The 22,408-nt window shown below is 61.2% G+C and carries 17 protein-coding genes; 12 read left to right on the plus strand and 5 right to left on the minus strand.

From position 1 onward, the window contains the following. The 8 genes from ACYZT8_RS28905 to ACYZT8_RS28940 are packed head-to-tail and all read left to right on the plus strand — an operon-like array spanning position 1 to position 9,236. The gene (locus tag ACYZT8_RS28905; RefSeq protein ID WP_461977801.1) at positions 1 to 1,017 is read left to right on the plus strand and encodes a hypothetical protein; all 1,017 of its coding nucleotides are present in this window, start codon (positions 1 to 3) and stop codon (positions 1,015 to 1,017) included. Beyond that, the gene (locus ACYZT8_RS28910; protein WP_461977803.1) at positions 1,017 to 3,008 is read left to right on the plus strand and encodes a vWA domain-containing protein; all 1,992 of its coding nucleotides are present in this window, start codon (positions 1,017 to 1,019) and stop codon (positions 3,006 to 3,008) included. Before ACYZT8_RS28905 ends, ACYZT8_RS28910 begins: the two co-directional genes overlap by 1 nt. 10 nt (positions 3,009 to 3,018) lie before the next feature. Beyond that, the gene (locus ACYZT8_RS28915; protein WP_461977804.1) at positions 3,019 to 3,720 is read left to right on the plus strand and encodes an ABC transporter ATP-binding protein; all 702 of its coding nucleotides are present in this window, start codon (positions 3,019 to 3,021) and stop codon (positions 3,718 to 3,720) included. After that, on the plus strand, positions 3,704 to 4,927 hold the full coding sequence (locus ACYZT8_RS28920) for an ABC transporter permease (protein WP_461977805.1): 1,224 nt from the start codon (positions 3,704 to 3,706) through the stop codon (positions 4,925 to 4,927). The genes ACYZT8_RS28915 and ACYZT8_RS28920 overlap by 17 nt, the downstream gene beginning before the upstream one ends. Beyond that, on the plus strand, positions 4,917 to 6,461 hold the full coding sequence (locus ACYZT8_RS28925; RefSeq protein ID WP_461977807.1) for an SUMF1/EgtB/PvdO family nonheme iron enzyme: 1,545 nt from the start codon (positions 4,917 to 4,919) through the stop codon (positions 6,459 to 6,461). Before ACYZT8_RS28920 ends, ACYZT8_RS28925 begins: the two co-directional genes overlap by 11 nt. A 47-nt stretch (positions 6,462 to 6,508) precedes the next feature. Next, a complete protein-coding gene (locus tag ACYZT8_RS28930) occupies positions 6,509 to 7,243 on the plus strand; it encodes a hypothetical protein (RefSeq protein ID WP_461977809.1) in 735 nt (244 codons plus the stop codon). Between the two features lie 4 nt (positions 7,244 to 7,247). Continuing rightward, a complete protein-coding gene (locus ACYZT8_RS28935; protein ID WP_461956288.1) occupies positions 7,248 to 7,754 on the plus strand; it encodes a hypothetical protein in 507 nt (168 codons plus the stop codon). A gap of 57 nt (positions 7,755 to 7,811) precedes the next feature. Continuing rightward, positions 7,812 to 9,236 carry a vWA domain-containing protein gene (locus ACYZT8_RS28940; RefSeq protein WP_461977811.1) on the plus strand — a complete coding sequence of 475 codons (1,425 nt, stop codon included), beginning with the start codon at positions 7,812 to 7,814 and terminating at the stop codon, positions 9,234 to 9,236. Here the strand turns inward: ACYZT8_RS28940 and ACYZT8_RS28945 are convergent. Further along, positions 9,233 to 9,820 carry a TetR/AcrR family transcriptional regulator gene (locus ACYZT8_RS28945; protein ID WP_461977813.1) on the minus strand — a complete coding sequence of 196 codons (588 nt, stop codon included), beginning with the start codon at positions 9,818 to 9,820 and terminating at the stop codon, positions 9,233 to 9,235. The genes ACYZT8_RS28940 and ACYZT8_RS28945 overlap by 4 nt on opposite strands. Before the next feature lie 115 nt (positions 9,821 to 9,935). On the opposite strand from ACYZT8_RS28945, the gene ACYZT8_RS28950 reads away from it, so the two are divergent. Continuing rightward, a complete protein-coding gene (locus ACYZT8_RS28950; protein WP_461977815.1) occupies positions 9,936 to 10,859 on the plus strand; it encodes an ABC transporter six-transmembrane domain-containing protein in 924 nt (307 codons plus the stop codon). Between the two features lie 116 nt (positions 10,860 to 10,975). On the opposite strand, the gene ACYZT8_RS28955 is transcribed toward ACYZT8_RS28950, so the two are convergent. Further along, positions 10,976 to 12,952 (minus strand): methyl-accepting chemotaxis protein, encoded by a 1,977-nt coding sequence (locus tag ACYZT8_RS28955; RefSeq protein ID WP_461977817.1) that lies wholly within the window; start codon positions 12,950 to 12,952, stop codon positions 10,976 to 10,978. Positions 12,953 to 13,134: 182 nt separating this feature from the next. After that, positions 13,135 to 14,055 carry a LysR substrate-binding domain-containing protein gene (locus tag ACYZT8_RS28960; protein ID WP_438658613.1) on the minus strand — a complete coding sequence of 307 codons (921 nt, stop codon included), beginning with the start codon at positions 14,053 to 14,055 and terminating at the stop codon, positions 13,135 to 13,137. 159 nt (positions 14,056 to 14,214) lie between these two features. Between ACYZT8_RS28960 and ACYZT8_RS28965 the strand changes: the two genes are divergently transcribed. Then, positions 14,215 to 15,612, plus strand: a complete 1,398-nt coding sequence (locus ACYZT8_RS28965) for a NorM family multidrug efflux MATE transporter (RefSeq protein ID WP_461977819.1) — start codon at positions 14,215 to 14,217, stop codon at positions 15,610 to 15,612. 153 nt (positions 15,613 to 15,765) lie between these two features. Here the strand turns inward: ACYZT8_RS28965 and ACYZT8_RS28970 are convergent, their stop codons facing one another. Next, positions 15,766 to 17,439, minus strand: coding sequence for a putative bifunctional diguanylate cyclase/phosphodiesterase (locus ACYZT8_RS28970; RefSeq protein WP_461956294.1), 1,674 nt, complete (start codon positions 17,437 to 17,439; stop codon positions 15,766 to 15,768). Between the two features lie 262 nt (positions 17,440 to 17,701). Here ACYZT8_RS28970 and rep point away from each other — a divergent pair, with 262 nt between their 5' ends. Further along, the gene (gene rep / locus ACYZT8_RS28975) at positions 17,702 to 19,711 is read left to right on the plus strand and encodes a DNA helicase Rep (protein ID WP_461977821.1); all 2,010 of its coding nucleotides are present in this window, start codon (positions 17,702 to 17,704) and stop codon (positions 19,709 to 19,711) included. Positions 19,712 to 19,780: 69 nt separating this feature from the next. Continuing rightward, on the plus strand, positions 19,781 to 20,353 hold the full coding sequence (locus ACYZT8_RS28980; RefSeq protein WP_010465159.1) for a xanthine phosphoribosyltransferase: 573 nt from the start codon (positions 19,781 to 19,783) through the stop codon (positions 20,351 to 20,353). A gap of 129 nt (positions 20,354 to 20,482) precedes the next feature. On the opposite strand, the gene ACYZT8_RS28985 is transcribed toward ACYZT8_RS28980, so the two are convergent. Continuing rightward, positions 20,483 to 22,405: an acetyl-CoA hydrolase/transferase C-terminal domain-containing protein gene (locus ACYZT8_RS28985; protein WP_461977823.1), complete on the minus strand. Its 1,923-nt coding sequence runs from the start codon at positions 22,403 to 22,405 to the stop codon at positions 20,483 to 20,485. Positions 22,406 to 22,408: the final 3 nt, after the last annotated feature.

Consider the following 22,408-nt stretch of genomic DNA (forward strand, 5'->3'; position numbering starts at 1 on the left):
ATGCCAATTCGTGTCGACCTGCTCGCGTTAGAGCCCAATGTGCCTGGTCAGGCCTGCCTCACTGTGAAGAAATGGCAGGGTGGCGAGGAACAGCTGGAGTTCTCCATTCAGCGTAACCAGGACGGTTTCTACCTCCAGGACCAGAAGGCCTGGAGCAACAACCCGTTCTGGTTCAAGGTCTCGCGCTTCAGCCTTGCGGCCAGTGGCGACGCTCTTGAAGCACAGGTTGGCCCGGAAGTGGTCGATCCGCTGCTCGAAGGTGGAGCCAACTCGCAATTCATGATCGAGCTACGCGAACAGAACCAGGGACATACCGACAAAGGCGTGGTTCGGCCAGGCGTCGGGGTGCTGCCGTCCACGGCGGGCGGCCAGACACGCTCGACTTATGGCGGCGCAGACCTGACAGCGCCAAGTGCGCCAGAACCAGAAATTCCAGAGCTGCCGGAACTGGTCCTGCTCACCGCCGAGCCAGAAATCGAACTGGAATCGGTGCCCAACGAACCCGCTTATACCCCTCCTCCGCCTCCGGTGAAGAAAAGCAACAAAGGCCTCATCGGCCTCGCGCTTGTCGTGCTGTTGCTGGTGGCTGCGGCGGCTGGATTCTGGTTTTACAAACGCACTCCGGCGCCTGTCCCGGCCGTTGCTGGCGCCGCACCGGCCGGTGCCGACGTACAAGCCTGCACCCTCGACAGCATGAACAGTTTGCCCGAGCTGACCTTCGTCCAGACCTGCATCAAGGCCGCGCCCGACAGCGCCAAGTTGCTGGAGATCATCAACGAAGCCAAGGCCGGCAAGCACTGCGGCGTTGCCCAGCGTCTGTACGCCAACCGTGCCCAGGCCGGTGACTCTTTGATTGCCAACGCCTATGCCCGCGAATACGACCCGAAATACCTGAAGGCCAGCGAGTGCTTCCCGGCCGCGGACAACGCCACCGCCGCCTACTGGTACGAAACCATCCTGACCCAGGATCCGAACAACGCCGAAGCCAAGCAGCGTTTCGAGGAGTTGCAGAAGTGATGCGTTCTCCCCTGAGTCGTTTTTTGCTGAGCGGCGCCGCGCTGTTGGCGCTGTGCATCAGCCCGTTGTCCCAGGCCGATGACAAACCGCTGATCCAAGCCGGCAAAAAAACCTTGTTCCAGCGCGTGCTGACCACCCCGGGTTGCAAAATCAGCCCGACGGCGGGCGGTGCTGCGGGTGACGAGCAACCGGTGTTTAGCCGTTTTTATGTGTACGAGCGTGCGCAAGCTGCCAACGCCGAATGGCTGAAAGTCGGCCCCGACAGCTATGGCAAAACCATTGGATGGTTGCCGGCGAGTTGCACCACCGACTGGAAAATGCAGCTGACCCTGGCCTTTACCAACCCGGCCAACCGCGACCGGCTGCTGTTCTTCAAGGAACGCGCCACCATCGAAGGCATCCTCGATGCGCCGGATCCGGTGAGCAAAGTCGCCCCGCTGCGGGCCACGCTGAAAAAGGGCAAGCAAGCCCCCGGCGTGCTGGCTGAAGAGCCTGAATACTTCGTCGACCTGCAAAAGCAGTTCTACCTGCTGCCGGTCCTCAGCGGCGAAGAAGTGATGACCGAAGGCGGTTTCCGCACGCGTCTGCTCAATGTGGCATCGGTCAGCAAGCCTGATGACAAAGACCCCAAGGGCACTGCTGCAAAAAGCGCGGCCGGCGGTAAGGAAGCCGAAGACAAAGCGGCCAGCCAACTGAAGGAATTCAGTGCGGCGGTGGTGTTTGTCATCGATTCGACGATCTCGATGGACCCGTACATCGACCGCACCCGCGAGGCGATTCGCAAGGTTTATCAGCGGATCGAAGCGCAGAACCTCGGCAAGCAGGTCAAGTTCGGCATGGTGGCTTTCCGCTCCAACACCCAGGCGGTGCCGGGGCTGGAATACACCACCAAAATGTACGCCGACCCTACCAAGGTGAAAGACAGCGCCGACTTTTTCGCCAAGATCGCCGACCTCAAACAGGCCGCCGTGTCGAGCAGCAGCTTCGATGAGGACTCATTTGCCGGCGTCATGGAGAGCATCGACAAAGTCGACTGGAGCCAGTTCGGTGCGCGCTACGTGGTGTTGATCACCGATGCGGGCGCCATCGAGGGCGACGACAAACTGTCGAAGACCGGGTTGAGCGCAGCGCAGGTGCGTATCGAGGCCGCCAATCCGGGCGTAGCTATCTATACGCTGCACTTGAAAACCCCGGCCGGGGCCAAGGACCACGCCAAGGCCGAGGCGCAGTACCAGGATCTGTCGACTTACCCGGGCACCAACACCTCGCTGTACTACCCGGTAAATGCGGGCGATGTGCAGGAGTTCGGCCGTAAGGTCGACGCACTGGCCGCCGCGATCACGACGCAGGTGAAAGCCGCCTACATGGGCGAAGACGCCATCGGCAGCGCGGCGAACGCCAAGCAGGACCCGGCCGAGAAGAAAATGCTCGAAGACGCGGCGCTGATCGGCCATGCCATGCAACTTGCCTATCTCGGCGAGAAGACCAACAGCAAGGCCCCGCCGGTGTTCAAGGCTTGGATCACCGACCGCGACCTGATCAAGCAGAACATCCCCACCACCGACGTGCGGGTGTTGCTGACCAAGTCCCAGCTCAGCGACTTGAGCGATGTGATGAAGCAGATCCTCGACGCGGCCAACGAAGGCCTGATCTCGCCGACGGAAATGTTCGACCGCTTGCGCTCGGTCGCCGCAACCATGGGCGCCGATCCCAATCAGCTCAAGCAGAACAGCAAAGCCAAACTGGCGGACATGGGTGTGCTCGGCGAGTACCTCGAAGACCTGCCGTATCAGAGCGAAGTGTTGAATCTGGACGAAGAAACCTGGAAGAGCTGGGATGGCCTGGCGCAGGAGAAATTCATCCGCACGCTCAACACCAAGCTGCGGCACTACCAGCGTTACAACGCTGACGTCGACCGCTGGGTTGCTTTAGCCAAGGACAGCGATGCGCGGGACAACGTGTACCCCGTGCCACTCGAAATGATGCCTTAACGAGACGCTGATGCTCGATATCAAGAACCTGCTGGTGCGCCGTGGTGAAGGCGCGCTGGCCCATCACGTGCGCCTGCCGCATTTGCAGGTCGGTGCCGGAGAAATCCTCGCCATCACCGGCGAGAGCGGCAGCGGCAAAAGCACGCTGCTCGAAGCCATCGGTCTTTTGCTGGTGCCGGTCGAGCTCGAGCGCTTTCGGCTGGGCGCAACCCACGATCAGGACATCGCCCAACTGCTGGCCAGCGACGACCAGCCAGCCTTGGCGGCCGTGCGTTCGCGTCATCTGGGGTTCATTTTACAGAGCGGCGGATTGCTGCCGTTTTTGAGTGTGCGCGACAACATCAGCTTGCCGCGTCGCTTGCTTGGTATGCCGGTCAAGAGCGCGCACATCGATCACGCGGTTGAGGTGCTGCGCCTGCAAGGCTTGCTGGATAAGCAGCCACAGGCGTTGTCGATCGGGGAACGCCAGCGCGTTGCCTGCGTTCGCGCGATTGCCCATGAACCGCTGTTGCTGTTGGCCGACGAACCGACCGCCGCGCTTGATCCGCACAGCGCCCGGCGTTTGTTCGAGTTGCTGCTGAGCCTGGTATCGAACATGGGCCTGAGTGCGCTCGTCGTGTCCCATGACTGGGCCTTGCTGAAAGATTTCGGCTTGCCGCGACTCGGCGCTATCAGCCGTCAGGGAGAGACTCTGTTTGAACCGATGGACTGATCGCTTGCGCCTGCTGGGCTCACTGGCGCTGCAAGACCTCTGGCACGACCGCAAGGTCTCGCTGTGCATCGCCGCCTCCCTGGTGGCGGTGATCGCGCCGTTGCTGCTGCTGTTCGGTCTCAAGCACGGCGTGGTCAGCCAGTTGCAGGACGAACTGCTGCGCGACCCGCGCAACCTTGAAGTGAAGATGCTCAGCAACGGCAACTACGACACTGCCTGGATCGAGCGTTTGCGCCTGCGCCCCGAGACCGGTTTTGCCCTCGGCCAGACGCGCTCGCTCAATACCCAGGCGGACCTGCTGATCGGCATGCAACGGTTTGTCGAAGGTGCAGAAATCATCGCCACCGAGCCGGGCGACCCACAACTGAACCTGGCGCCGCTCAACCCGGTCGGCAATCAAGTGATCCTCAGCGCCCGCGCCGCGCAACGTTTGCAGGCCAAGGCCGGCGACAGCGTGCAGCTGCGAGCCTTGCGCCGTCTGGAAGGTGTTAACGAGCGCGGCGAAATGACGCTGACAGTGCTGGCGGTACTCGACGGCGCCCGCTTCGGCCGCGCGGCCGGGTTTGTCGCCCCGCCGCTGCTGCTGGATCTGGAGCGCTTTCGCGACGGTTATCAGGTCAGTGCGTTCGGCGTTATCACCGGCAAGCCTCTGGGCAATCTGCAACCGCTGTACGCCCGCGCCCGTGTGTATGCACGTGACATCGATCAGGTCGCGCCGCTGGAACGCTGGCTCAACGAACAACACATCGAAACCTCGAGCCGGCTGGCCGACATCGACAACGTCAAAGCCATCAACCATGTGCTGGGGCTGATCTTCGGCGTGATCGCCGTGGCAGCGCTGATCGGCTGCGTGGCATCGATGGTCGGCGCGTTCCTGGCCAACATCGACCGTAAGCGAAAAAGCCTGGCGGTCCTGCGTCTGCTGGGTTTCAAGCGCCGGGCCGTAGGCGGTTTTGTGGTCCTGCAGGCGCTGGTGCTGAGCTTTGCGGGCTACGTCGGCGGGCTGGGTTTTTACGCCGTCGGCAGCCATTTGTTCGACTACTTGCTGGGCAGCAGCCAGGCCACCGGCACCTTCGTCTGCCAAATCACACTCTGGCACGGCTTTGCCGCCCTGCTCCTGACCTTTCTGGTCGCTGCGCTGGTGGCCGTGATCGGCGCCCTGCGAGCCATCAACATCCAACCTGCGGAGAGTCTGCGTGAGCTATAAACGTTTTGGCTTGCTGTTGCCCCTGAGCCTTGGCTGCCTGCTCGACGCCTCGGCAGCGGGCTGGGAAGAGAAGTTTTACAACCCGATGCCGGACGCCGCCGATGTGGTGCTGCCGATGCCCTGCGAAGGCTCGATGGTGTTTCGCAAGGTGTTCATCCCCGTGGCCGGGCCGCTCGATGACTACCCAATCAACATTGGTCAGGACGGCGCGGAATATGGCTACGTCGAACAGACCCGACCGACGTTCATCGCCGGCAGTTTCACTGGCGCGAAAAACGACAAATCCCGCTACTACCTGATGGCCAAGTACGAGATGAGTCAGTTGCAATACGCCGCGCTGACCGAAGCAACCTGTCCCACCGCCGCCACCAAACTGCGCGTGCCGCAAACGGCGGTGAGCTGGGTGCAAGCCGTCGAAGCGGCCGACAAATACAACCTGTGGCTGCGTAAAAACGCTGCCGGCAAATTGCCGAAAGAAGACGGTGCGCTGGGCTTCCTGCGCTTGCCGACGGAAGTCGAGTGGGAGTTCGCCGCTCGCGGCGGCCTGGAAGTCGGCGCGGCGGAATTTCGCGACACGCGTTACCCGATGCCCGACGGCATCAACGCCTACGAGTGGTTTGCCGGGGCGCAATCGTCCAACGGCAAAGTGCAGTTGTCCGGCCTGCAAAAACCCAATCCATTGGGCCTGCACGACATGCTCGGCAACGTCGACGAGATGATGTTCGAACCGTTTCGCTTGAACAAACTCGACCGCCAACACGGCCAGGCCGGCGGCTACGTGGTCCGCGGGGGCAACTACCTGACTGCGCAAGCCGATCTGCGCACCGCGTTGCGCAAGGAAGAGCCGTACTACAACGCCGAAGGTCAGGTAAAAAACAAAACCACCGGCCTGCGACTGGTGCTGGTCTCCCCGACCCTCACCTCTCGCGAACGGGTCGCCAGCATCGAAAGCAGCTGGAAGAAACTCGGCACTGGCAGCAAGGAAACTGAATCCGCCGACAAAGGCACGGTTCAATCCCTGAACACCCTGGCCTCGGGCGTCGAAGACAAGGCGCTCAAGGAAAAACTCCAGGCCCTGGAAAACCAGCTGCGCGCCAGCAATCAGCAGCAGGAAGAAACCCGCGACCAGGCGATTCGCGCCAGCCTCAATCTGGGCGCATTCTTGTGCACCAAGATGCTAGACGACGGCCAGTACGTGGACTTCCTGCAAAAGAACTACAAGCTCAATTGCGAAAGCGCGGACAAAGACGCCAGTTGCGACATGCGCAAAGGCAAACTCGACGAGCAGAAGGATCGCCTGCACAAGCTCAGCCGCTACTACGCCAGCAGCCTGGTGGAATCGGCAACCTTGTACGGCCAGCCGCTGCTTGAAACACAGGTCCCGGTGATGGAAGAAATCATCACCCGCAACAAACAGCTGCAAGACCTCAAACCTTATTTGCGCACCCACTGGGCCAATCAGAAGGCGTTCCTGCAAAAGCAGAAGATCGACACTGAAGCCTGGCTGAACAGCTGCAAAACCGTTACTCAATAATTCACCTTAATAACAACGCATCAACACCGTCACCGAGGAGTTTCACCATGTCGCGCAGCCTTTGGACTCGCTTCAAGCTACAGATCGCTTTCGTTGTCGCCGGCAGCCTGCTGCTGACCGGTTGCGCCAACACCGGTAGCTCCATGCTCGGCGAAAGCGACGGGACCGACCCACGCCTGACCCAGGGTCAAGACGCAGAGTTCTTCAGCAAGTCCGGCTACCAGGCCTGCGCGGTCGGCGCCGGTGTCGGCATCCTCGCTTGCGCGCTGTCCAACAGCAGCAACAAAGCCGTGTGCGCCGTCGCCGCCGGTATTACCGCGTGTGGCGTGGCCATGGGCGCGAACTACTACCTGGATCAGCGTCGCAGCGAATACTCGGACACCACCACCCGCTTGGCTAAAATGAACAGCGACGTCGAACAAGACACCCAGAACGTGATCGCCCGTACCGCGACCGCTCAGCAAGTGATCAATGATGATCAGGCGAAAATCGCCCAGATCAAAAAGGACATCGCCAACAAGAAAGTCGACAAGACCCAGGCCCAGGTGCAAATCGCCGAGATCGATTCGAACATCGCACGCCTGCGTAAAGACCTCGGCAACATGCGCATCAAAGTCACCGAGTACACCAAAGTGGCAAACGCCGAGCGTGCACAAGGCGCCGCCGGCGCCGAGATCAAGCAGGTGGACATGAACATTCTGAAAATGAACCAGAAAGTCGCTGCCCTGCAGAAGGAAGTCGACGGTCTGTACAGCCAACGCTCCGCAATCACCCTGGGCTAAGCACATGACGCTACGACAACTGGCGATCCTCACTGCCGTCCTGGCCTTGAGCGGTTGCGCGACCAAGCCGGGCGAATGCGATGCGACCAATCGCGACAGCAGCATGCTGACCAAGATGAACTGCGACTACTCCGGTGGTTACAGCGATCAGGTCAAGCAGAAGGAACTGGCCCTGAGCGAGTCCCGTCAGCAAAACGCAATGTTCCGTCAGGTGTACGAGAACATTCAGGCCCAGCAGCTCAGTACCAAAACCGACCTGGCCAGCCAGCAGAAAGCCCAGGCGGCGCTGAATCAGTCGCTGGGGCAACTGCTGACCTCACTCAAGGCCCGGCGCGGCAATGAAAGCCAGGTGCAGAAGCAGATTGCCGGCCTCGAGCAGCAGCTCAAGGCTTCGCAAGCGGCGCCAATGGCCAAATCAACGCCAGCGACGCTGGCGGCCAAGAAGGAAGAGCTGAAGGCGTTGCAGAAGAAAGTCAATCAGCTGCAATTCAGCCTCGGTTACGAAGAGTAACTTTTCACCCCGCAGGCTTCCCGATGGAGGCCTGCACTCTTTTCAGGAATCGTCGTCATGCAGCGGGTCATCAGGGATGCGCAAGCCACACCGGAGGGGATGAGTGCACTGCAAGCCAAAGTCGCCCTCATCCAGAAACACTTTCCACCGACCGTCGCCAGCCTCTTCGCCATCCCGCGAATGGGCAGCGGCGAGGTGCTGGAATGGTGGACCGAACTGGGTGGCCAACCCACACCCTATGCCGACCTCAACGAGGACGCGCAACGACGATTGCTGGAAACCTATGAAGTGCGTCAGACGTCCCTCGGACAGCTGGCGGACGAACTGCAAAAACGTGGTCAACCCACGGTAGCGGATGACCTGCGCAGCCTGCTCGGCACGCCCGAACTGGACAAACTCTACAGCCTCAACGGTGAGCCTTTGGTGGTGCGCTGGAACCAGCGTCCGCCAAAACCGATCGTGCCGCCGGTGGTTCCTGTGGTGCCGATCGTGCCGCCGTCGCGCCGTGGCTGGTGGATCGCGGCGGCCTTGCTGGCGCTGCTGTTGCTGCTTCTGGCGCTGTGGCTCTGGTGGTTCCTGCACCGTGAACCGGTTGTCGTGGTTCCACCGGTAGCGCCGGTTGCACCGGTGGTGACGCCCGTGGAGAAACCGGTTGAGCCGGTTCCCGAGCCTGTCGTGGAACCGGAGCCTGCTCCGAAACCAGAACCCGCGCCAGAACCGGTACCGCCACCCAAGCCGGTCCCACCACCAAAACCGGTCGTGGTCGCGCCACCACCGCCACCGCCGCCACCTCCAGCCCCGACGCTGGACAATTTCGCGTGCCGCAAAAAAGCGCCGAACGCGGAGATCCCGCAATTCGTGGTGGTGCTCGACACCTCGGGTTCGATGGATTTGAACATCAAGTCGGTGAAAGCCGACGAGGACTGGTTCTTCGGCAATGAGATGAACAAGTACCTGGACCCGAACCGCACCATGCAGATCTTCGCCAAGCCCAGCCGCATGGACGTCGCGAAGGAATCGCTGGCCGGCATGATCAATGGGCTGGACCCGAAGATCGACACGCGCCTGATCACCTTCGCCGGTTGCGAAAGAACACCGGACCAGGGCGTGTTCAAGCTTGGCGACCGCCCGCGGCTGATCAACGGGATTCGAGGCCTGGTGCCCAACGACGGCACACCGCTGGCCGACAGCCTGGCTTACGCCGCCAGCAAGGTCGACGGGCGCAATAACGATGCCGTGATCGTGATGTTCGTCGACGGAGAGGACGGTTGCCAGAAAGACGTTTGCGCGGTCTCCCGCCAAATCGCCAGGGAACAACCGCGCCTGCGGGTCAACGTGGTGAAAATCGGCGCCGGTGGCCCATCCCGTTGCATTGCTGAAAACACCGGAGGCCGGGTTTACAGCAGCACCAACGCGGCGGAGTTGGGCAAGCAGTTGAAACTGGCGAGCAAGGAAGTGTCGAGCAACGCCAAATGCGATTAGTCGCCTGCCTGGGCAAACCCCAGTAACAACGCGGCGACTTCCATGACTTCATCCAGGGCCGCTTCGGCGGCCTCGGCTGAAGGTTGCAACAGCAGGTCATCGGCATAGCCCATCGCTTGCGCAAAGATCTGCCTCGCTGCCCGTTCGGGTGAATCGCAGCGAAACACCTCAGTGACGACACCTTGCGCGATGATCTGCGCCAGCATCGCCTGCCATTGGGTGTTGACGGCCAAGTAAGCAGCCGCCAGCTCGGCGTCGTGCATCGCTTCATCCCACGCGTCCAGCCACAGCGCCCAGCCATCGTCGGCGGAGGCCGGCAGGCAATCCTTCAGAAAACCCTGCAACGCCGTCAGAGGTGCAACGCCCGCCAGCGGTGCGCGGACTTCTTCGAGCTGCTCGTTGGCAAAGCGTACGAAGGCTTCGCGTCGCAACTCCTTCCAGTCCGTGAAGTAGTGATAAACGTGACTGCGTGACAGTCCCGCGTGTTCAGCCAGATCACGGGTAGACACATCGGCGAAACCTTTGCTGCGAAACAGCTCCAGGGCGGCGGCGATGATCTGGTCTTTGCGTTCAGTGCGCGACATTTGGAAATAACCTCGTGGCGCCGGGTAGATGGACGGCGCTTGCTTCTTGAGCGGTCGCTCAAGGATACTTGAGCAGTCGCTCAATAGTAGCGTTTATCTTCCTTTTGGTGCACCCATGACAGCCGTCACCCCACACATCCTGATCGATGAAAGCAAAAAACTCGGTCAGCAATCCGCCAGCCAGACGCTCAAGGCCATTGCCAGGGCCTATCCCGCAAAGCTGTTTATTACGCTATCGCTGGTGGCGCTGGAGAACGCGCTGCTGCTGGCGTATCCGCTGTTTGCCGGGTTTGCCGTGGACTCGATCATCCGCGGCGATGCCACCAGTGCGCTGTTTTATGCGCTGGTGGTGCTGGCGTTCTGGGTGGTTGGGGCGGCACGCAGGGCGGTGGATACGCGCACGTTTACGCGGATCTATGCCGACCTCGCCGTGCCGGTCATCCTCAATCAGCGCCAGCAAAACCAGAGCACTTCCACATCGGCGGCGCGGGTGGTGCTGGCGCGCGAATTCGTGGATTTCTTCGAGAAGCATGTGCCGACCATTGCCACGGCGCTGGTGTCGATTGTCGGCGCGGCGGTGATGCTGCTGGTGATCGAACCATGGATTGGTCTGGCATGCCTGGGGGCGTTGCTGTTGTGCATGACCTTGCTCCCACGGTTCGCCCGGCGCAATCAGGAGCTGCATGAGCGGTTGAATGATCGGCTGGAGAAAGAGATCGGGCTGGTCGAGAAGGTCGGCGCTGATACGTTGCAGCGCCACTATCGAGTGCTGTCGCGGCTGCGAATCTGGCTCTCGGACCGTGAGGCAATCGCCTATCTGTTCGTAGGCTCGGTGGCGGCGGTGTTGTTTGTGATCGCCATCAGTCAGCTGGCGCTGTCGCCGGCGGTGAAGGCGGGGCATGTGTATGCGGTAATGACGTATCTGTGGACGTTTGTCAGCAGTCTGGATGAAGCGCCGTCGATGGTGGATCAGTTGGCGCGGTTGAAGGATATCGGCAAGCGGGTTGATCCGGGGCTTGGGGATAAATCTGAAAATTGAGGTGCTGCCATCGCGGGCAAGCCCGCTCCCACAGGATTTGAGTCGTTCACGAGAGAGTGAAACGACATATACCCTGTGGGAGCGGGCTTGCCCGCGATAGCTATTTCAGAGGCGACTCAACGAAACCGGTCAACCTCATGACGCAAGTCCGCCGCCAGCTTCTCCAGCTCTTTGGCAGTCACGGCCAGGTTCGACACCACTTCGCGCTGCTCACTGTTCGCCAGCGCAATGCTTTGCAGGTTGCTGCTGAGCAACGTCGCGGTGCTGCTCTGCTCCTGAGTCGCGGTGGTGATCGCCGCGAATTGCTGCCCCGCCGAACGGCTCTGCTCATCGATCCGCGCCAGGGCCGAGGCCACATTGGCGTTCCGTGACAGGCCTTCCTGCATCAGCACATTGCCTTGTTCCATGGTGCTGATGGCGTTGCCGGTTTCCTGCTGGATGCTTTGAATCATCCCGGAAATTTCATCCGTGGCCTGACGCGTGCGCGAAGCCAGGTTGCGCACCTCGTCGGCCACCACCGCAAAACCACGGCCCTGCTCACCGGCACGGGCGGCTTCGATGGCCGCGTTTAGCGCTAGCAGGTTGGTTTGATCGGCAATCGAGGTAATCACCCCGACGATGCCGCCGATTTCCTGGGAGCGCTGACCCAAAGTGTTGATGACTGTTGCTGTGCTGTTCAACGCGCCGGCGATTTGCTCCAGCGACGAGGACGCTTCGTCCATCGACGTACGACCGATCTGCGTTTGTTGTGCGTTTTCCTGCGCCAGACGCTGGGTGCTGCCCATGTTGTCGGCAATGTTCAGCGACGTCGCGCTGAACTCTTCCACGGCGCCGGCCATGCTGGTGATTTCGCCGGACTGCTGCTCCATCCCTTCATAGGCACCACCGGACAGGCCGGACAACGCCTGTGCACGGCTGTTGACCTCGCCCGAGGCCTTGCGGATGTGCTCGACCATGGTCGACAAGGCCTGGCTCATCTGGTTGAAGGCACGGGCGAGCTGACCGATTTCGTCATTGCTCGACACGTTCAGGCGCACGCTCAAATCACCGGCGCCCAAGGCTTCTGCCTGACGCACCAGATCACCCAGTGGCGCAAGTTTGCTGCGCAGCAACCAGACCGCCGAGCCGACTGCGATCAACATCGCCAGCAGACTGCCAATCGCCAATTGAATGCCGACACTCCAGGTCACGGCGCTGATTTCGTCCTGCGGCATGCTCGCCACGACCGACCACGGGCCGCCTTCAAACGGCACCGCCACGCTGTAGAAGTCTTCGGACTTGTCGCTCCAGAAATCACCCTTGCCCGGTTTTTTTGCCAGATCAACGATGGCCGGCACTGCCTGATCCAGCGCTTGCACACCCGCGATCGGCACCAGCCACTTTTTCTGCTCATCGAGCAACGCCAGCGAGCCGGTCTGGCCGATACGGAAGCGCTTGAGGTTTTCGAACTGCGCGTTCTGCGCATCGGTGTAATCGAATCCTACGAACAGCACGGCAATCACCTTGCCGCTGCTGTCGCGCACGGGCGTGTATTGCGTCATGTAGGAGCGGTCGAACAGCAAGGCGCGACCGACGTAGCTCTGCCCCGCCATCAAGCGCGCATAGGCCGGGTTAGCGTGATCCAGCAAAGTGCCGATGGCCCGATTGCCGTCCTGCTTGGTCAGGGAGGTACTGACCCGAACGAAGTCTTCGCCACTACGCACGAACACGGTCGCGACGCCCGCCGTCATTTGCTTGAATTCGTCGACTTCCTTGAAGTTGTTGTTCAACACTTCGCTGCCCAGGTGCAGGCCAGGGGTCTGGGTGCCCGCCACGGCAACCGGCTCGCCCGGGTGCACGCTCAGACCCGCGCTGAAGCGCTTCTCGAACAAACCGGCCAAGCGCTGGGTGCTCTCACGCAACGTGCCGTGAAAGGTGCTCAACTGATCGGCCAGCAACCGGGCTTCACTCGCCAGGTGCTCTTCGCGGGTGGCGAGGTTGGCGGTGTCCAGCGAACGCAGGGCGAACACGGTACTGCCAGTGATGACAATCGCCAGTATCACGGCAAGCGCAAGACCAAGCTGTGAGGCGATCCGGGCACGAGGTTGAGACATGACAGCTCCTGGCCCAGTGACCGGATCATCCTGATCACGATGCGCACTCGGCAAAAATTCAAATGGGAATTACGGCGAACCTGCACGAAGGTTCCACCTGCAGATTTTCGGCGGCAAACCTGAATACTTGAGTAATTAGCCAGGATATGGCGCAAGGCCTCTATTGCAGGGGCTCTATCGATTCAGCTCAAACGCTCGACATCCGGTAAATCCATGGCCCGGACCTCGCCTTGGAGGAAATCGCTGAGCCTGCGCAAACGTTCACCTCCAGGACGGGTTTTCGGCCAGACGAGGTAATAATTCTCGCCACTGGCGACAGCCGTCGGCCACGGCAAACTCAGACGACCCTGAGCGACATCCTCCGCCACCATCAGCAAATCACCCATGGATACGCCGTAGCCCCGCGCCGCAGCAATCATGCCCAGCTCCAGCGTGTCGAACACTTGCCCGCCCTTGAGCGACACCTGATCGGCCAGGCCCATGCGTTGCAGCCAAGTGCGCCAGTCACGCCGGTCCGGTGCGGGATGCAGCAGTTCAGTGCTGGCCAGACGTGCGACATCCCACGGTTGATCGTCCATCAGGTTCGGCGCACCGACCGGAATCAATTCCTCCGGGAACAGCAGTGTGGCCTCCCAGTCCGGTGGAAAATTCCCGGTGCTGAGGATGACGGCGCAGTCGAAGGGCTCGTGGTTGAAGTCCACCGTGTCGATGTCCATCCAGGCGCTGGTCAATTGCACTTCGTTACCCGGTTGCAAGTGCCGGAAGCGACTCAGGCGCGCCAACAGCCAGCGCATGGTCAACGTCGACGGGGCCTTCATGCGCAGGATGTCGTCTTCGGCACGCAAGGTATTGCAGGCACGTTCAAGCGCGGTAAAACCTTCACGAATGCCGGGCAGGATCAGCCGCGCGGACTCGGTCAGTTGCAAGTTGCGCCCGCTGCGATGAAACAACCGGCAGGCAAAATGCTCCTCGAGCGTACGAATGTGTCGACTGACCGCGCTTTGGGTGATCGACAATTCTTCCGCGGCGCGGGTAAACGAGCTATGCCGCGCCGCCGCTTCGAATGCGCGCAGGGCATACAAGGGAGGAAGACGACGGGACATTCGGAAAGCTCCTATAGCGCGGTTACGCCACGTTAGCAGAAACTTGTCAGCATGAGTCTGACTCATGCCACCCATCCTTTTTATCCCTTTGTGAAAACCCCGCAGAGCGCCGAGAATCGGCTCTTTCCTGTTTACTTTGATAATCGAGGCGTGATGACCATGCAGCATCCAGCACGTACCGAACTCTGGGCCATCCTGCGGCTGGCGGGGCCGTTGATTGCCTCGCAGTTGGCGCACATGCTGATGGTCCTCACCGACACCTTGATGATGGCGCGCCTGAGCCCGGAAGCGCTGGCCGGTGGCGGCCTGGGCGCGGCGACTTACTCGTTCGTGTCGATCTTCTGCATCGGCGTGATCGCGGCGGTCGGCACCCTGGTGGCGATCCGTCAGGGCGCGGGCGACATCGTTGGCGCCGCGCGACTGACCCAGGCCGGATTGTGGCTGGCGTGGTTGATGGCGTTGGTGGCCGGTCTGCTGCTGTGGAACCTCAAACCGGTGCTGCTGCTGTTTGGCCAGACCGAAACCAACGTTCACGCGGCCGGGCAGTTTCTGCTGATCCTGCCGTTCGCCCTGCCCGGCTACCTGAGCTTCATGGCCCTGCGCGGTTTCACCAGCGCCATCGGCCGGGCGACGCCGGTGATGGTCATCAGCCTCGGCGGCACCGTGGCCAACTTCCTGCTCAACTATGCGTTGATCACCGGGATGTTCGGCCTGCCGAAAATGGGCCTGGTGGGCATCGGGCTGGTCACCGCGATTGTCGCCAACCTGATGGCCGTGGCGCTGGCGCTGCACATCCGTCGGCATCCGGCTTACGACGCTTATCCGTTGCGCCAGGGTCTGTCGCGGCCAAACCGGCAGTATCTGAAAGAGCTGTGGCGCCTCGGCTTACCTATCGGTGGCACCTACGCGGTGGAAGTCGGGTTGTTTGCGTTCGCCGCGCTGTGCATGGGCACCATGGGCAGTACGCAACTGGCGGCGCACCAGATCGCCCTGCAGATTGTTTCGGTGGCGTTCATGATCCCCGCGGGGCTGTCTTACGCGATCACCATGCGCATCGGCCAGCATTACGGCGCCGGGCAGTTGCTGGATGCGCGTCTGGCCGGACGGGTCGGGATCGTCTTCGGCGCGGCGTCGATGCTGAGCTTTGCCATGGTCTTCTGGTTCCTGCCGAATCAGTTGATCGGCTTGTTCCTGGACCACAACGACCCGGCATTCCGGGACGTCATCAATCTGGCTGTGAGCCTGCTGGCGGTGGCGGCGTGGTTCGAGCTGTTCGACGGCACGCAAACCATCGCCATGGGCTGCATTCGCGGGCTCAAGGACGCCAAGACCACGTTCCTGGTCGGGCTGGGTTGCTATTGGCTGATCGGTGCACCGGCCGCGTGGTGGATGGCGTTCAACTTGAACTGGGGGCCAACGGGCGTCTGGTGGGGATTGGCGCTGGGGCTGGCGTGTGCGGCAGTGAGTTTGACGCTGGCGTTTGAGTGGAAGATGAAGCGGATGATTCGGCGGGAGCCGTTGTCAGGAGCCAGTTTCCAAATCGCGCAGCCAGACTGAGATTCCCTGTGGGGGAGCTTGTGTGGCGAGGGAGCTTGCTCCCGCCGGCCGATCCGCGCCCGGGCGAAGCAGTCGCAAAGCGTTTGGGGCCGCTTCGCGACCCAGCGGGAGCAAGCTCCCTCGCCACAAAAGCTCCCACATTTTTGTCCGTGTTTAGACCACGACTTCCAGGGCGGGCTGCTGGCTGCTTCCGAAGGTCAGATACTCAACCAGCTCAGCCAACGGCAACGGCTTGCTGATCAAATACCCCTGCACCTGATCGCAACCAAACCCGCGCAACAAATCCAGTTGTTCCGCCGTCTCCACGCCTTCGGCAACCACTTCAAGATTGAGGTTGTGCGCCAGGTTGATCATGGCGTGGACCAGTTTGCGGTTCTCTTCACGCTCCTCCATGCCGCCGACAAAGCTCTTGTCGACCTTCAGCAAGGCAATCGGCAGGCTGTTGAGGTGTACGAAAGATGAGAACCCGGTGCCGAAGTCATCCAGCGAGAAGCGCACGCCCAGGCGCCCGAGTGCATCCATGGTCTGCTTGACCAGATCACTGCGGCGCATGACCGCGGTTTCCGTCAGCTCGAACTCCAGCCATTGCGCCTCGACGCCGCGCTCGGCGATCAGCCGGCTCAGGGTCGACAGCAATTGGCTGTCCTGAAACTGCCGGAACGACAGGTTGATCGCCATGTGCAGCGCCGGCAAACCGCGTTCGCGCAATGCCTGCATGTCCCGCAGGGCCCGGGAAATCACCCAGTAACCCAGCGGCACGATCAAACCGCTTTGTTCGGCCAGCGGCACGAACTCGCTGGGCGCCAACAAGCCGCGCTCGGCATGCCGCCAGCGCACCAGCGCTTCGAGGCCGACGATCTGGCCGTCCTCAAGGTTCATGCGAGGCTGGTAATGCAATTCCAGCTCGTCACGGCGCAAGGCGCGGCGCAGCTCGCTTTCGAGGTCGGCCATGCTGCGGGCGTTGCGGTTGATGCGTTCGTTGAAGATATGAAAAGTGCAGCCCTGAGTGCTCTTGGCTTGCTGCATGGCAATGTGCGCGTGCCACATCAGCGGGTCGGCGCCGGCCTGGGCCCGGGCGTGGGCGATGCCCAGGCTGGAGCCGATCAACAGGCTCTCGCCGTCAACCCAGTAAGGCTCGGCCAGTGCTTCGGTGATGCGTTCGGCCATCCACTCGGCACGCTGAGGCGCACGGCGGGTGTCGATCAGCAGCGCGAATTCATCGCTGCCCAGCCGCGCCAGTTGATCGCCGGCCTCCAGCTGGCTTTTCAGCCGCGCGACCACTTGCAGAATCAAGCGGTCGCCGGCCTGGTGGCCGAGGGCATCGTTGGCGTGACGGAAGTTGTCGAGATCGAGGTGACCGAGGGCCAGGCCACGTCCGTCGTTTTCCGCCAGACGCGCGGCCAGCAGGGTCTGGAAACCCTGGCGGTTGGCGATGCCGGTCAGCGGGTCTTGCTCGGCCAGGCGTTGCAGGGTGTTCTCCAGCAAGCCGCGCTCGCGCACATGGCGCAGGCAGCGGCGCAGCATGCCGGGATCGAGATGATCACGCACCAGCCAGTCGCTCACACCATCGGGCGGCGTCAGTGGCTCGTGCTCAAGCAGCAACACCGTCGGCAAGCTGCAACGGCCAGGCAGAGGCTGAAGTGCAGGAATCGTCAACAACACCGCGCTGCGGTTGTCATCGAACAGACTGCTGACCGACTCCCAGCTTGGCGCGCTGATGAGCACGGCCGAGCTCCCCATCGGAGCCAGACACTCGCGCAACAACGCTGCCCACGCCGGCTCTTCGGCCAGTAACAGCAAACGCAAGGGTTCGACAGGCGTAGACAAGCTAGCTCCCTAGACTCTGCAAAGATGTAGGCGGCGGGCATTATGCCGCGCCGGTAACCAATGACCAAATGACATCAGTTATCAAACGTGGCTTTGTGTCTGGAATACGAACATTAGCCGCAAATACACCGCGCATCCTGCTTGAAAGTATCAAAACCGGCAATTAGAGATAGCGTATTGCGTCACAAGTCGGAGAGAGCAGCACAATTCGCTGAGCCTGTTAAAATGCCGGCCCATTTCGCAAATGACTCCCTGATTTCGTATGTCCCGACTCAATCCCCGGCAGCAAGAAGCCGTGAACTACGTCGGCGGCCCTCTATTGGTGCTCGCCGGTGCAGGCTCCGGCAAGACCAGCGTGATCACCCGCAAAATTGCGCACCTGATCCAGAACTGCGGCATCCGTGCCCAGTACATCGTCGCCATGACCTTTACCAACAAGGCCGCGCGCGAGATGAAGGAACGGGTCGGCACCCTGCTCAAGGGCGGCGAAGGCCGTGGCCTGACGGTGTGCACCTTCCACAACCTGGGCTTGAACATCATCCGCAAGGAACATGTGCGCCTGGGCTACAAACCGGGCTTTTCGATCTTTGACGAAACCGACGTCAAAGCCTTGATGACCGACATCATGCAGAAGGAATACTCGGGCGACGACGGCGTCGACGAGATCAAGAACATGATCGGCTCGTGGAAGAACGACCTGATTCTGCCCGCCGAAGCCCTGGAAAACGCGCGCAATCCCAAGGAACAGACCGCCGCCATCGTCTACACCCACTATCAGCGCACGCTCAAGGCGTTCAACGCGGTGGACTTCGACGACCTGATCCTGCTGCCGGTAAAGCTGTTCCAGGAACACGCCGACATCCTCGAAAAATGGCAGAACAAAGTCCGCTACCTGCTGGTGGACGAATACCAGGACACCAACGCCAGCCAGTATTTGCTGGTGAAGTTGCTGATCGGCACGCGCAACCAGTTCACCGTGGTGGGCGACGACGACCAGTCGATCTACGCCTGGCGCGGCGCCCGTCCGGAAAACCTGATGTTGCTCAAGGACGACTATCCGTCCCTGAAAGTCGTCATGCTGGAGCAAAACTATCGCTCCACCAGCCGCATCCTGCGCTGCGCCAACGTGCTGATCTCGAACAACCCACACGAATTCGAAAAGCAGCTGTGGAGCGAGATGGGCCACGGCGACGAGATCCGCGTGATCCGCTGCCGCAACGAAGACGCCGAAGCCGAGCGCGTGGCCGTGGAACTGCTGACCCTGCACTTGCGCACGGACCGGCCGTACAGCGATTTCGCGATTCTGTATCGCGGCAACTACCAGGCCAAGCTGATCGAGCTGAAGCTGCAGCACCACCAGATTCCGTATCGCCTGTCCGGCGGCAACAGCTTTTTCGGACGTCAGGAAGTGAAAGACCTGATGGCCTACTTCCGCCTGATCGTGAACCCGGACGACGACAACGCCTTCCTGCGGGTGATCAACGTCCCTCGCCGGGAAATCGGTTCGACCACGCTGGAGAAGCTGGGCAACTACGCCACCGAGCGAAAAATCTCGATGTACGCCGCCACCGACGAAATCGGCCTGGGTGAACACCTGGATGCGCGCTTCACCGATCGCCTGTCGCGCTTCAAGCGCTTCATGGACAAGGTGCGCGAGCAGTGCGCTGGCGAAGACCCGATCTCGGCGCTGCGCAGCATGGTCATGGACATCGACTACGAGAACTGGCTGCGCACCAACAGCTCCAGCGACAAGGCCGCCGATTACCGCATGGGTAACGTCTGGTTCCTGATCGAGGCGTTGAAGAACACGCTGGAGAAAGACGAAGAAGGCGAGATGACCGTCGAAGACGCCATCGGCAAACTCGTCCTGCGTGACATGCTCGAACGTCAGCAGGAAGAGGAAGACGGTGCCGAAGGTGTGCAGATGATGACCTTGCACGCCTCCAAGGGTCTGGAATTCCCTTACGTGTTCATCATGGGCATGGAAGAGGAAATCCTCCCGCACCGCTCCAGCATCGAAGCCGACACCATCGAAGAAGAACGCCGCCTGGCCTACGTGGGCATCACCCGCGCCCGTCAGACCCTGGCGTTCACCTTCGCCGCCAAGCGCAAGCAATACGGCGAGATCATCGATTGCGCGCCGAGCCGCTTCCTCGATGAACTGCCGCCGGACGATTTGGCGTGGGAAGGCAACGACGACACGCCGGTCGAAGTCAAAGCCGTTCGCGGCAATACCGCATTGGCCGATATACGCGCGATGTTAAAGCGCTAGAATTGCCTACTTTTTAACCAAACATTTTTTACAAACTAGGCGCACCCGGCGCCAGTAGAGGAACGCTTCATGGAAGCACTGCACCAGAAAATTCGCGAACAAGGCATCGTGCTTTCCGATCAGGTCCTGAAGGTCGACGCCTTTTTGAACCACCAGATCGACCCGGCCCTGATGAAGCTGATCGGCGACGAGTTCGCTGCGCTGTTCAAGGACTCGGGCATCACCAAGATCGTCACGATCGAAGCCTCGGGCATTGCCCCGGCGATCATGACCGGCCTGAACCTCGGCGTACCGGTGATTTTTGCCCGCAAGCACCAGTCCCTGACCCTGACCGAAAACCTGCTGTCGGCGACCGTTTACTCGTTCACCAAGCAGACCGAAAGCACAGTGGCCATCTCCCCGCGACACCTGACCAGCAGCGACCGCGTGCTGATCATCGATGACTTCCTGGCCAACGGTAAGGCGTCCCAGGCGCTGATCTCGATCATCAAACAGGCCGGTGCGACCGTGGCCGGTTTGGGGATCGTGATCGAAAAGTCGTTCCAGGGTGGGCGTGCTGAGCTGGATGCGCAGGGTTATCGGGTTGAGTCGTTGGCTCGCGTGCAGTCGCTGGCTGGCGGCGTCGTGACCTTCATCGAATAAACCAGTTGCACCACCGAACCTGTGGGAGCCGGGCTTGCCCGCGATGGCGGCGGAACATTCAACATCAATGTTGCATGTTTTGGCCTCATCGCGGGCAAGCCCGGCTCCCACAGGTTTTTTGTGTGGCTGCTATTGCGCGGTGGCTTTCAGGCCGGTAAGCAGCAGCCGCTGAAACAAGTCCTCTTTCAAACCCTCCGGGCTGGTCAACTGCATCCGCTCCAGATGCTCGGGAAACTCCGACGCCTGCGGCGCATCCAGCGCAGCCTTGCCCAGCTCCAGAATCTCCGTGAGCTTGAACTTGCTCTTCAGCCAGTTCAGCGCCCGCAACAGATCCTTCTCCTCAGCCGTGAAATCACAGCCCAACGGATACTCCGGAAACAGCTGCGGATGCCGCGACTGAATCGCCTGCAAGCGTTCCGGGCTGTTGTCGGCAAAACGCGGATCGATACGGAAACTCTTTGGCAACTTGCCAACGTTTTGCGCCTGCTCGATCAACCCCGGCTGGAAGCGTGAGTCGCTGATGTTCAGCAACGCCTCGATCACTGCCGCATCGGTCTTGCCACGCAGATCGGCGATGCCGTACTCGGTGACCACGACGTCGCGCAAATGCCGCGGGATCGTACAGTGGCCGTATTCCCAGACGATGTTCGAGCTCACCTCTCCGCCCGCCTCGCGCCAGCTGCGCAGAAGCAGCACCGAACGCGCGCCTTCCAGCGCATGGCCTTGGGCGACGAAGTTGTATTGCCCGCCGACACCGCTGAGTACGAGTCCGCTTTCGAGCTGATCGGCCACGCCCGCGCCAAGCAGGGTCATGGTGAACACGGTGTTGATGAAGCGCGCATCCAGGCGCTGCAAGCGTTTGAGTTCTTCCTGACCGTAAAGCTCGTTGATGTAGCTGATGCGGGTCATGTTGAATTCGAGTCGCTTGCTTTGCGGCAACTCGCGCAAGCGCTCATAGAAACTGCGCGGCCCGAGGAAAAACCCGCCATGCACGCTGATGCCGTCGGTTTGCGAGGCCTCATCCAGCGTGCCGGCATTCGCCTGTTGCTGGGTCGGCACGTTCGGGTAGACCTTGCGCCGCACGATCCCGGCGTCGGCCAGCACCAGCAAGCCGTTGACGAACATTTCGCTGCAACCGTAAAGGCCCTTGGCGAATGGATCGATGCCGCCCTCGCGGTCGATCAACTGCGCCCATTGGCTGAGATTGATATCCGCCAGCAACGCCTTGTAACCGTCATTGTCGGCCTGGCGCGCCAACAACGCCGCGGTCAGGGCATCGCCCATGGCGCCGATGCCGATCTGCAAGGTGCCGCCGTCGCGCACCAGGGTACTGGCGTGCAGGCCGATGAAGTGATCCTGGAAACCCACGGGCATGTTCGGCGTGGAGAACAACGTGGTGTTGTCCTTCTCGTCGATCAGCAGGTCGAAGGCGTCGATGCCGATTTCGGCGTCCCCGGGCATGTAGGGCAAATCGTTGTGGACTTGCCCCACCAACAGAATCGTCTCCCCCGCCGCCCGGCGTTTGGCGATCATCGGAAACAGGTCGAGGGTGATGTCCGGATTGCAGCTCAGGCTCAGGCGATCGGGATGCTCGGAATGGCTGGCCACCAGTTGCGCGACCAGGTTCAAACCGGCCGCGTTGATGTCCCGCGCAGCGTGGCTGTAGTTGCTGCTGACGTAATCCTGCTGGGCCGACGTGCTATGGAGCAGGCTACCGGGCTGCATGAAAAATTGCTGGACATGGATGTTCGCCGGCAGGCTGTCTTTGTGCAGGCCGGCGAGGAAATCCAGCTCAGGATAATCGCCGAACACCCGCTCGATGAAGGGTTCGAGAAAGCGCTTTTGCAAACCGTCGCCCAATGAAGGACGGCCCAGGCACAGGGCGGTGTAGATCGTCAGCTGCCGTTCGGGCAGTTGCGCGACGCGCTGGAACAATGCGTTGACGAAGTGGTTGGGTTTGCCCAGACCGAGGGGCAGGCCCATGTGGATATGCGCTGGCAAACGTGCCAACACGTCATCGACCGCCTGCTCGATAGAACACAGCTGCACCATCTG

This window comes from Pseudomonas sp. LB3P93, assembly GCF_054898025.1.

Bases quoted from the DNA above. Each gene is read 5' to 3' on its own strand.
- ACYZT8_RS28980 (WP_010465159.1), top strand. From the start codon at position 19,781: ATGGAAGCACTGCACCAGAAAATTCGCGAACAAGGCATCGTGCTTTCC.
- ACYZT8_RS28945 (WP_461977813.1), bottom strand. From the start codon at position 9,820: ATGTCGCGCACTGAACGCAAAGACCAGATCATCGCCGCCGCCCTGGAG.
- ACYZT8_RS28935 (WP_461956288.1), top strand. From the start codon at position 7,248: ATGACGCTACGACAACTGGCGATCCTCACTGCCGTCCTGGCCTTGAGC.
- ACYZT8_RS28910 (WP_461977803.1), top strand. From the start codon at position 1,017: ATGCGTTCTCCCCTGAGTCGTTTTTTGCTGAGCGGCGCCGCGCTGTTG.
- ACYZT8_RS28950 (WP_461977815.1), top strand. From the start codon at position 9,936: ATGACAGCCGTCACCCCACACATCCTGATCGATGAAAGCAAAAAACTC.
- ACYZT8_RS28985 (WP_461977823.1), bottom strand. From the start codon at position 22,405: ATGGTGCAGCTGTGTTCTATCGAGCAGGCGGTCGATGACGTGTTGGCA.
- ACYZT8_RS28940 (WP_461977811.1), top strand. From the start codon at position 7,812: ATGCAGCGGGTCATCAGGGATGCGCAAGCCACACCGGAGGGGATGAGT.
- ACYZT8_RS28905 (WP_461977801.1), top strand. From the start codon at position 1: ATGCCAATTCGTGTCGACCTGCTCGCGTTAGAGCCCAATGTGCCTGGT.
- ACYZT8_RS28965 (WP_461977819.1), top strand. From the start codon at position 14,215: ATGCAGCATCCAGCACGTACCGAACTCTGGGCCATCCTGCGGCTGGCG.
- ACYZT8_RS28960 (WP_438658613.1), bottom strand. From the start codon at position 14,055: ATGTCCCGTCGTCTTCCTCCCTTGTATGCCCTGCGCGCATTCGAAGCG.
- ACYZT8_RS28955 (WP_461977817.1), bottom strand. From the start codon at position 12,952: ATGTCTCAACCTCGTGCCCGGATCGCCTCACAGCTTGGTCTTGCGCTT.
- ACYZT8_RS28915 (WP_461977804.1), top strand. From the start codon at position 3,019: ATGCTCGATATCAAGAACCTGCTGGTGCGCCGTGGTGAAGGCGCGCTG.
- ACYZT8_RS28930 (WP_461977809.1), top strand. From the start codon at position 6,509: ATGTCGCGCAGCCTTTGGACTCGCTTCAAGCTACAGATCGCTTTCGTT.
- rep (WP_461977821.1), top strand. From the start codon at position 17,702: ATGTCCCGACTCAATCCCCGGCAGCAAGAAGCCGTGAACTACGTCGGC.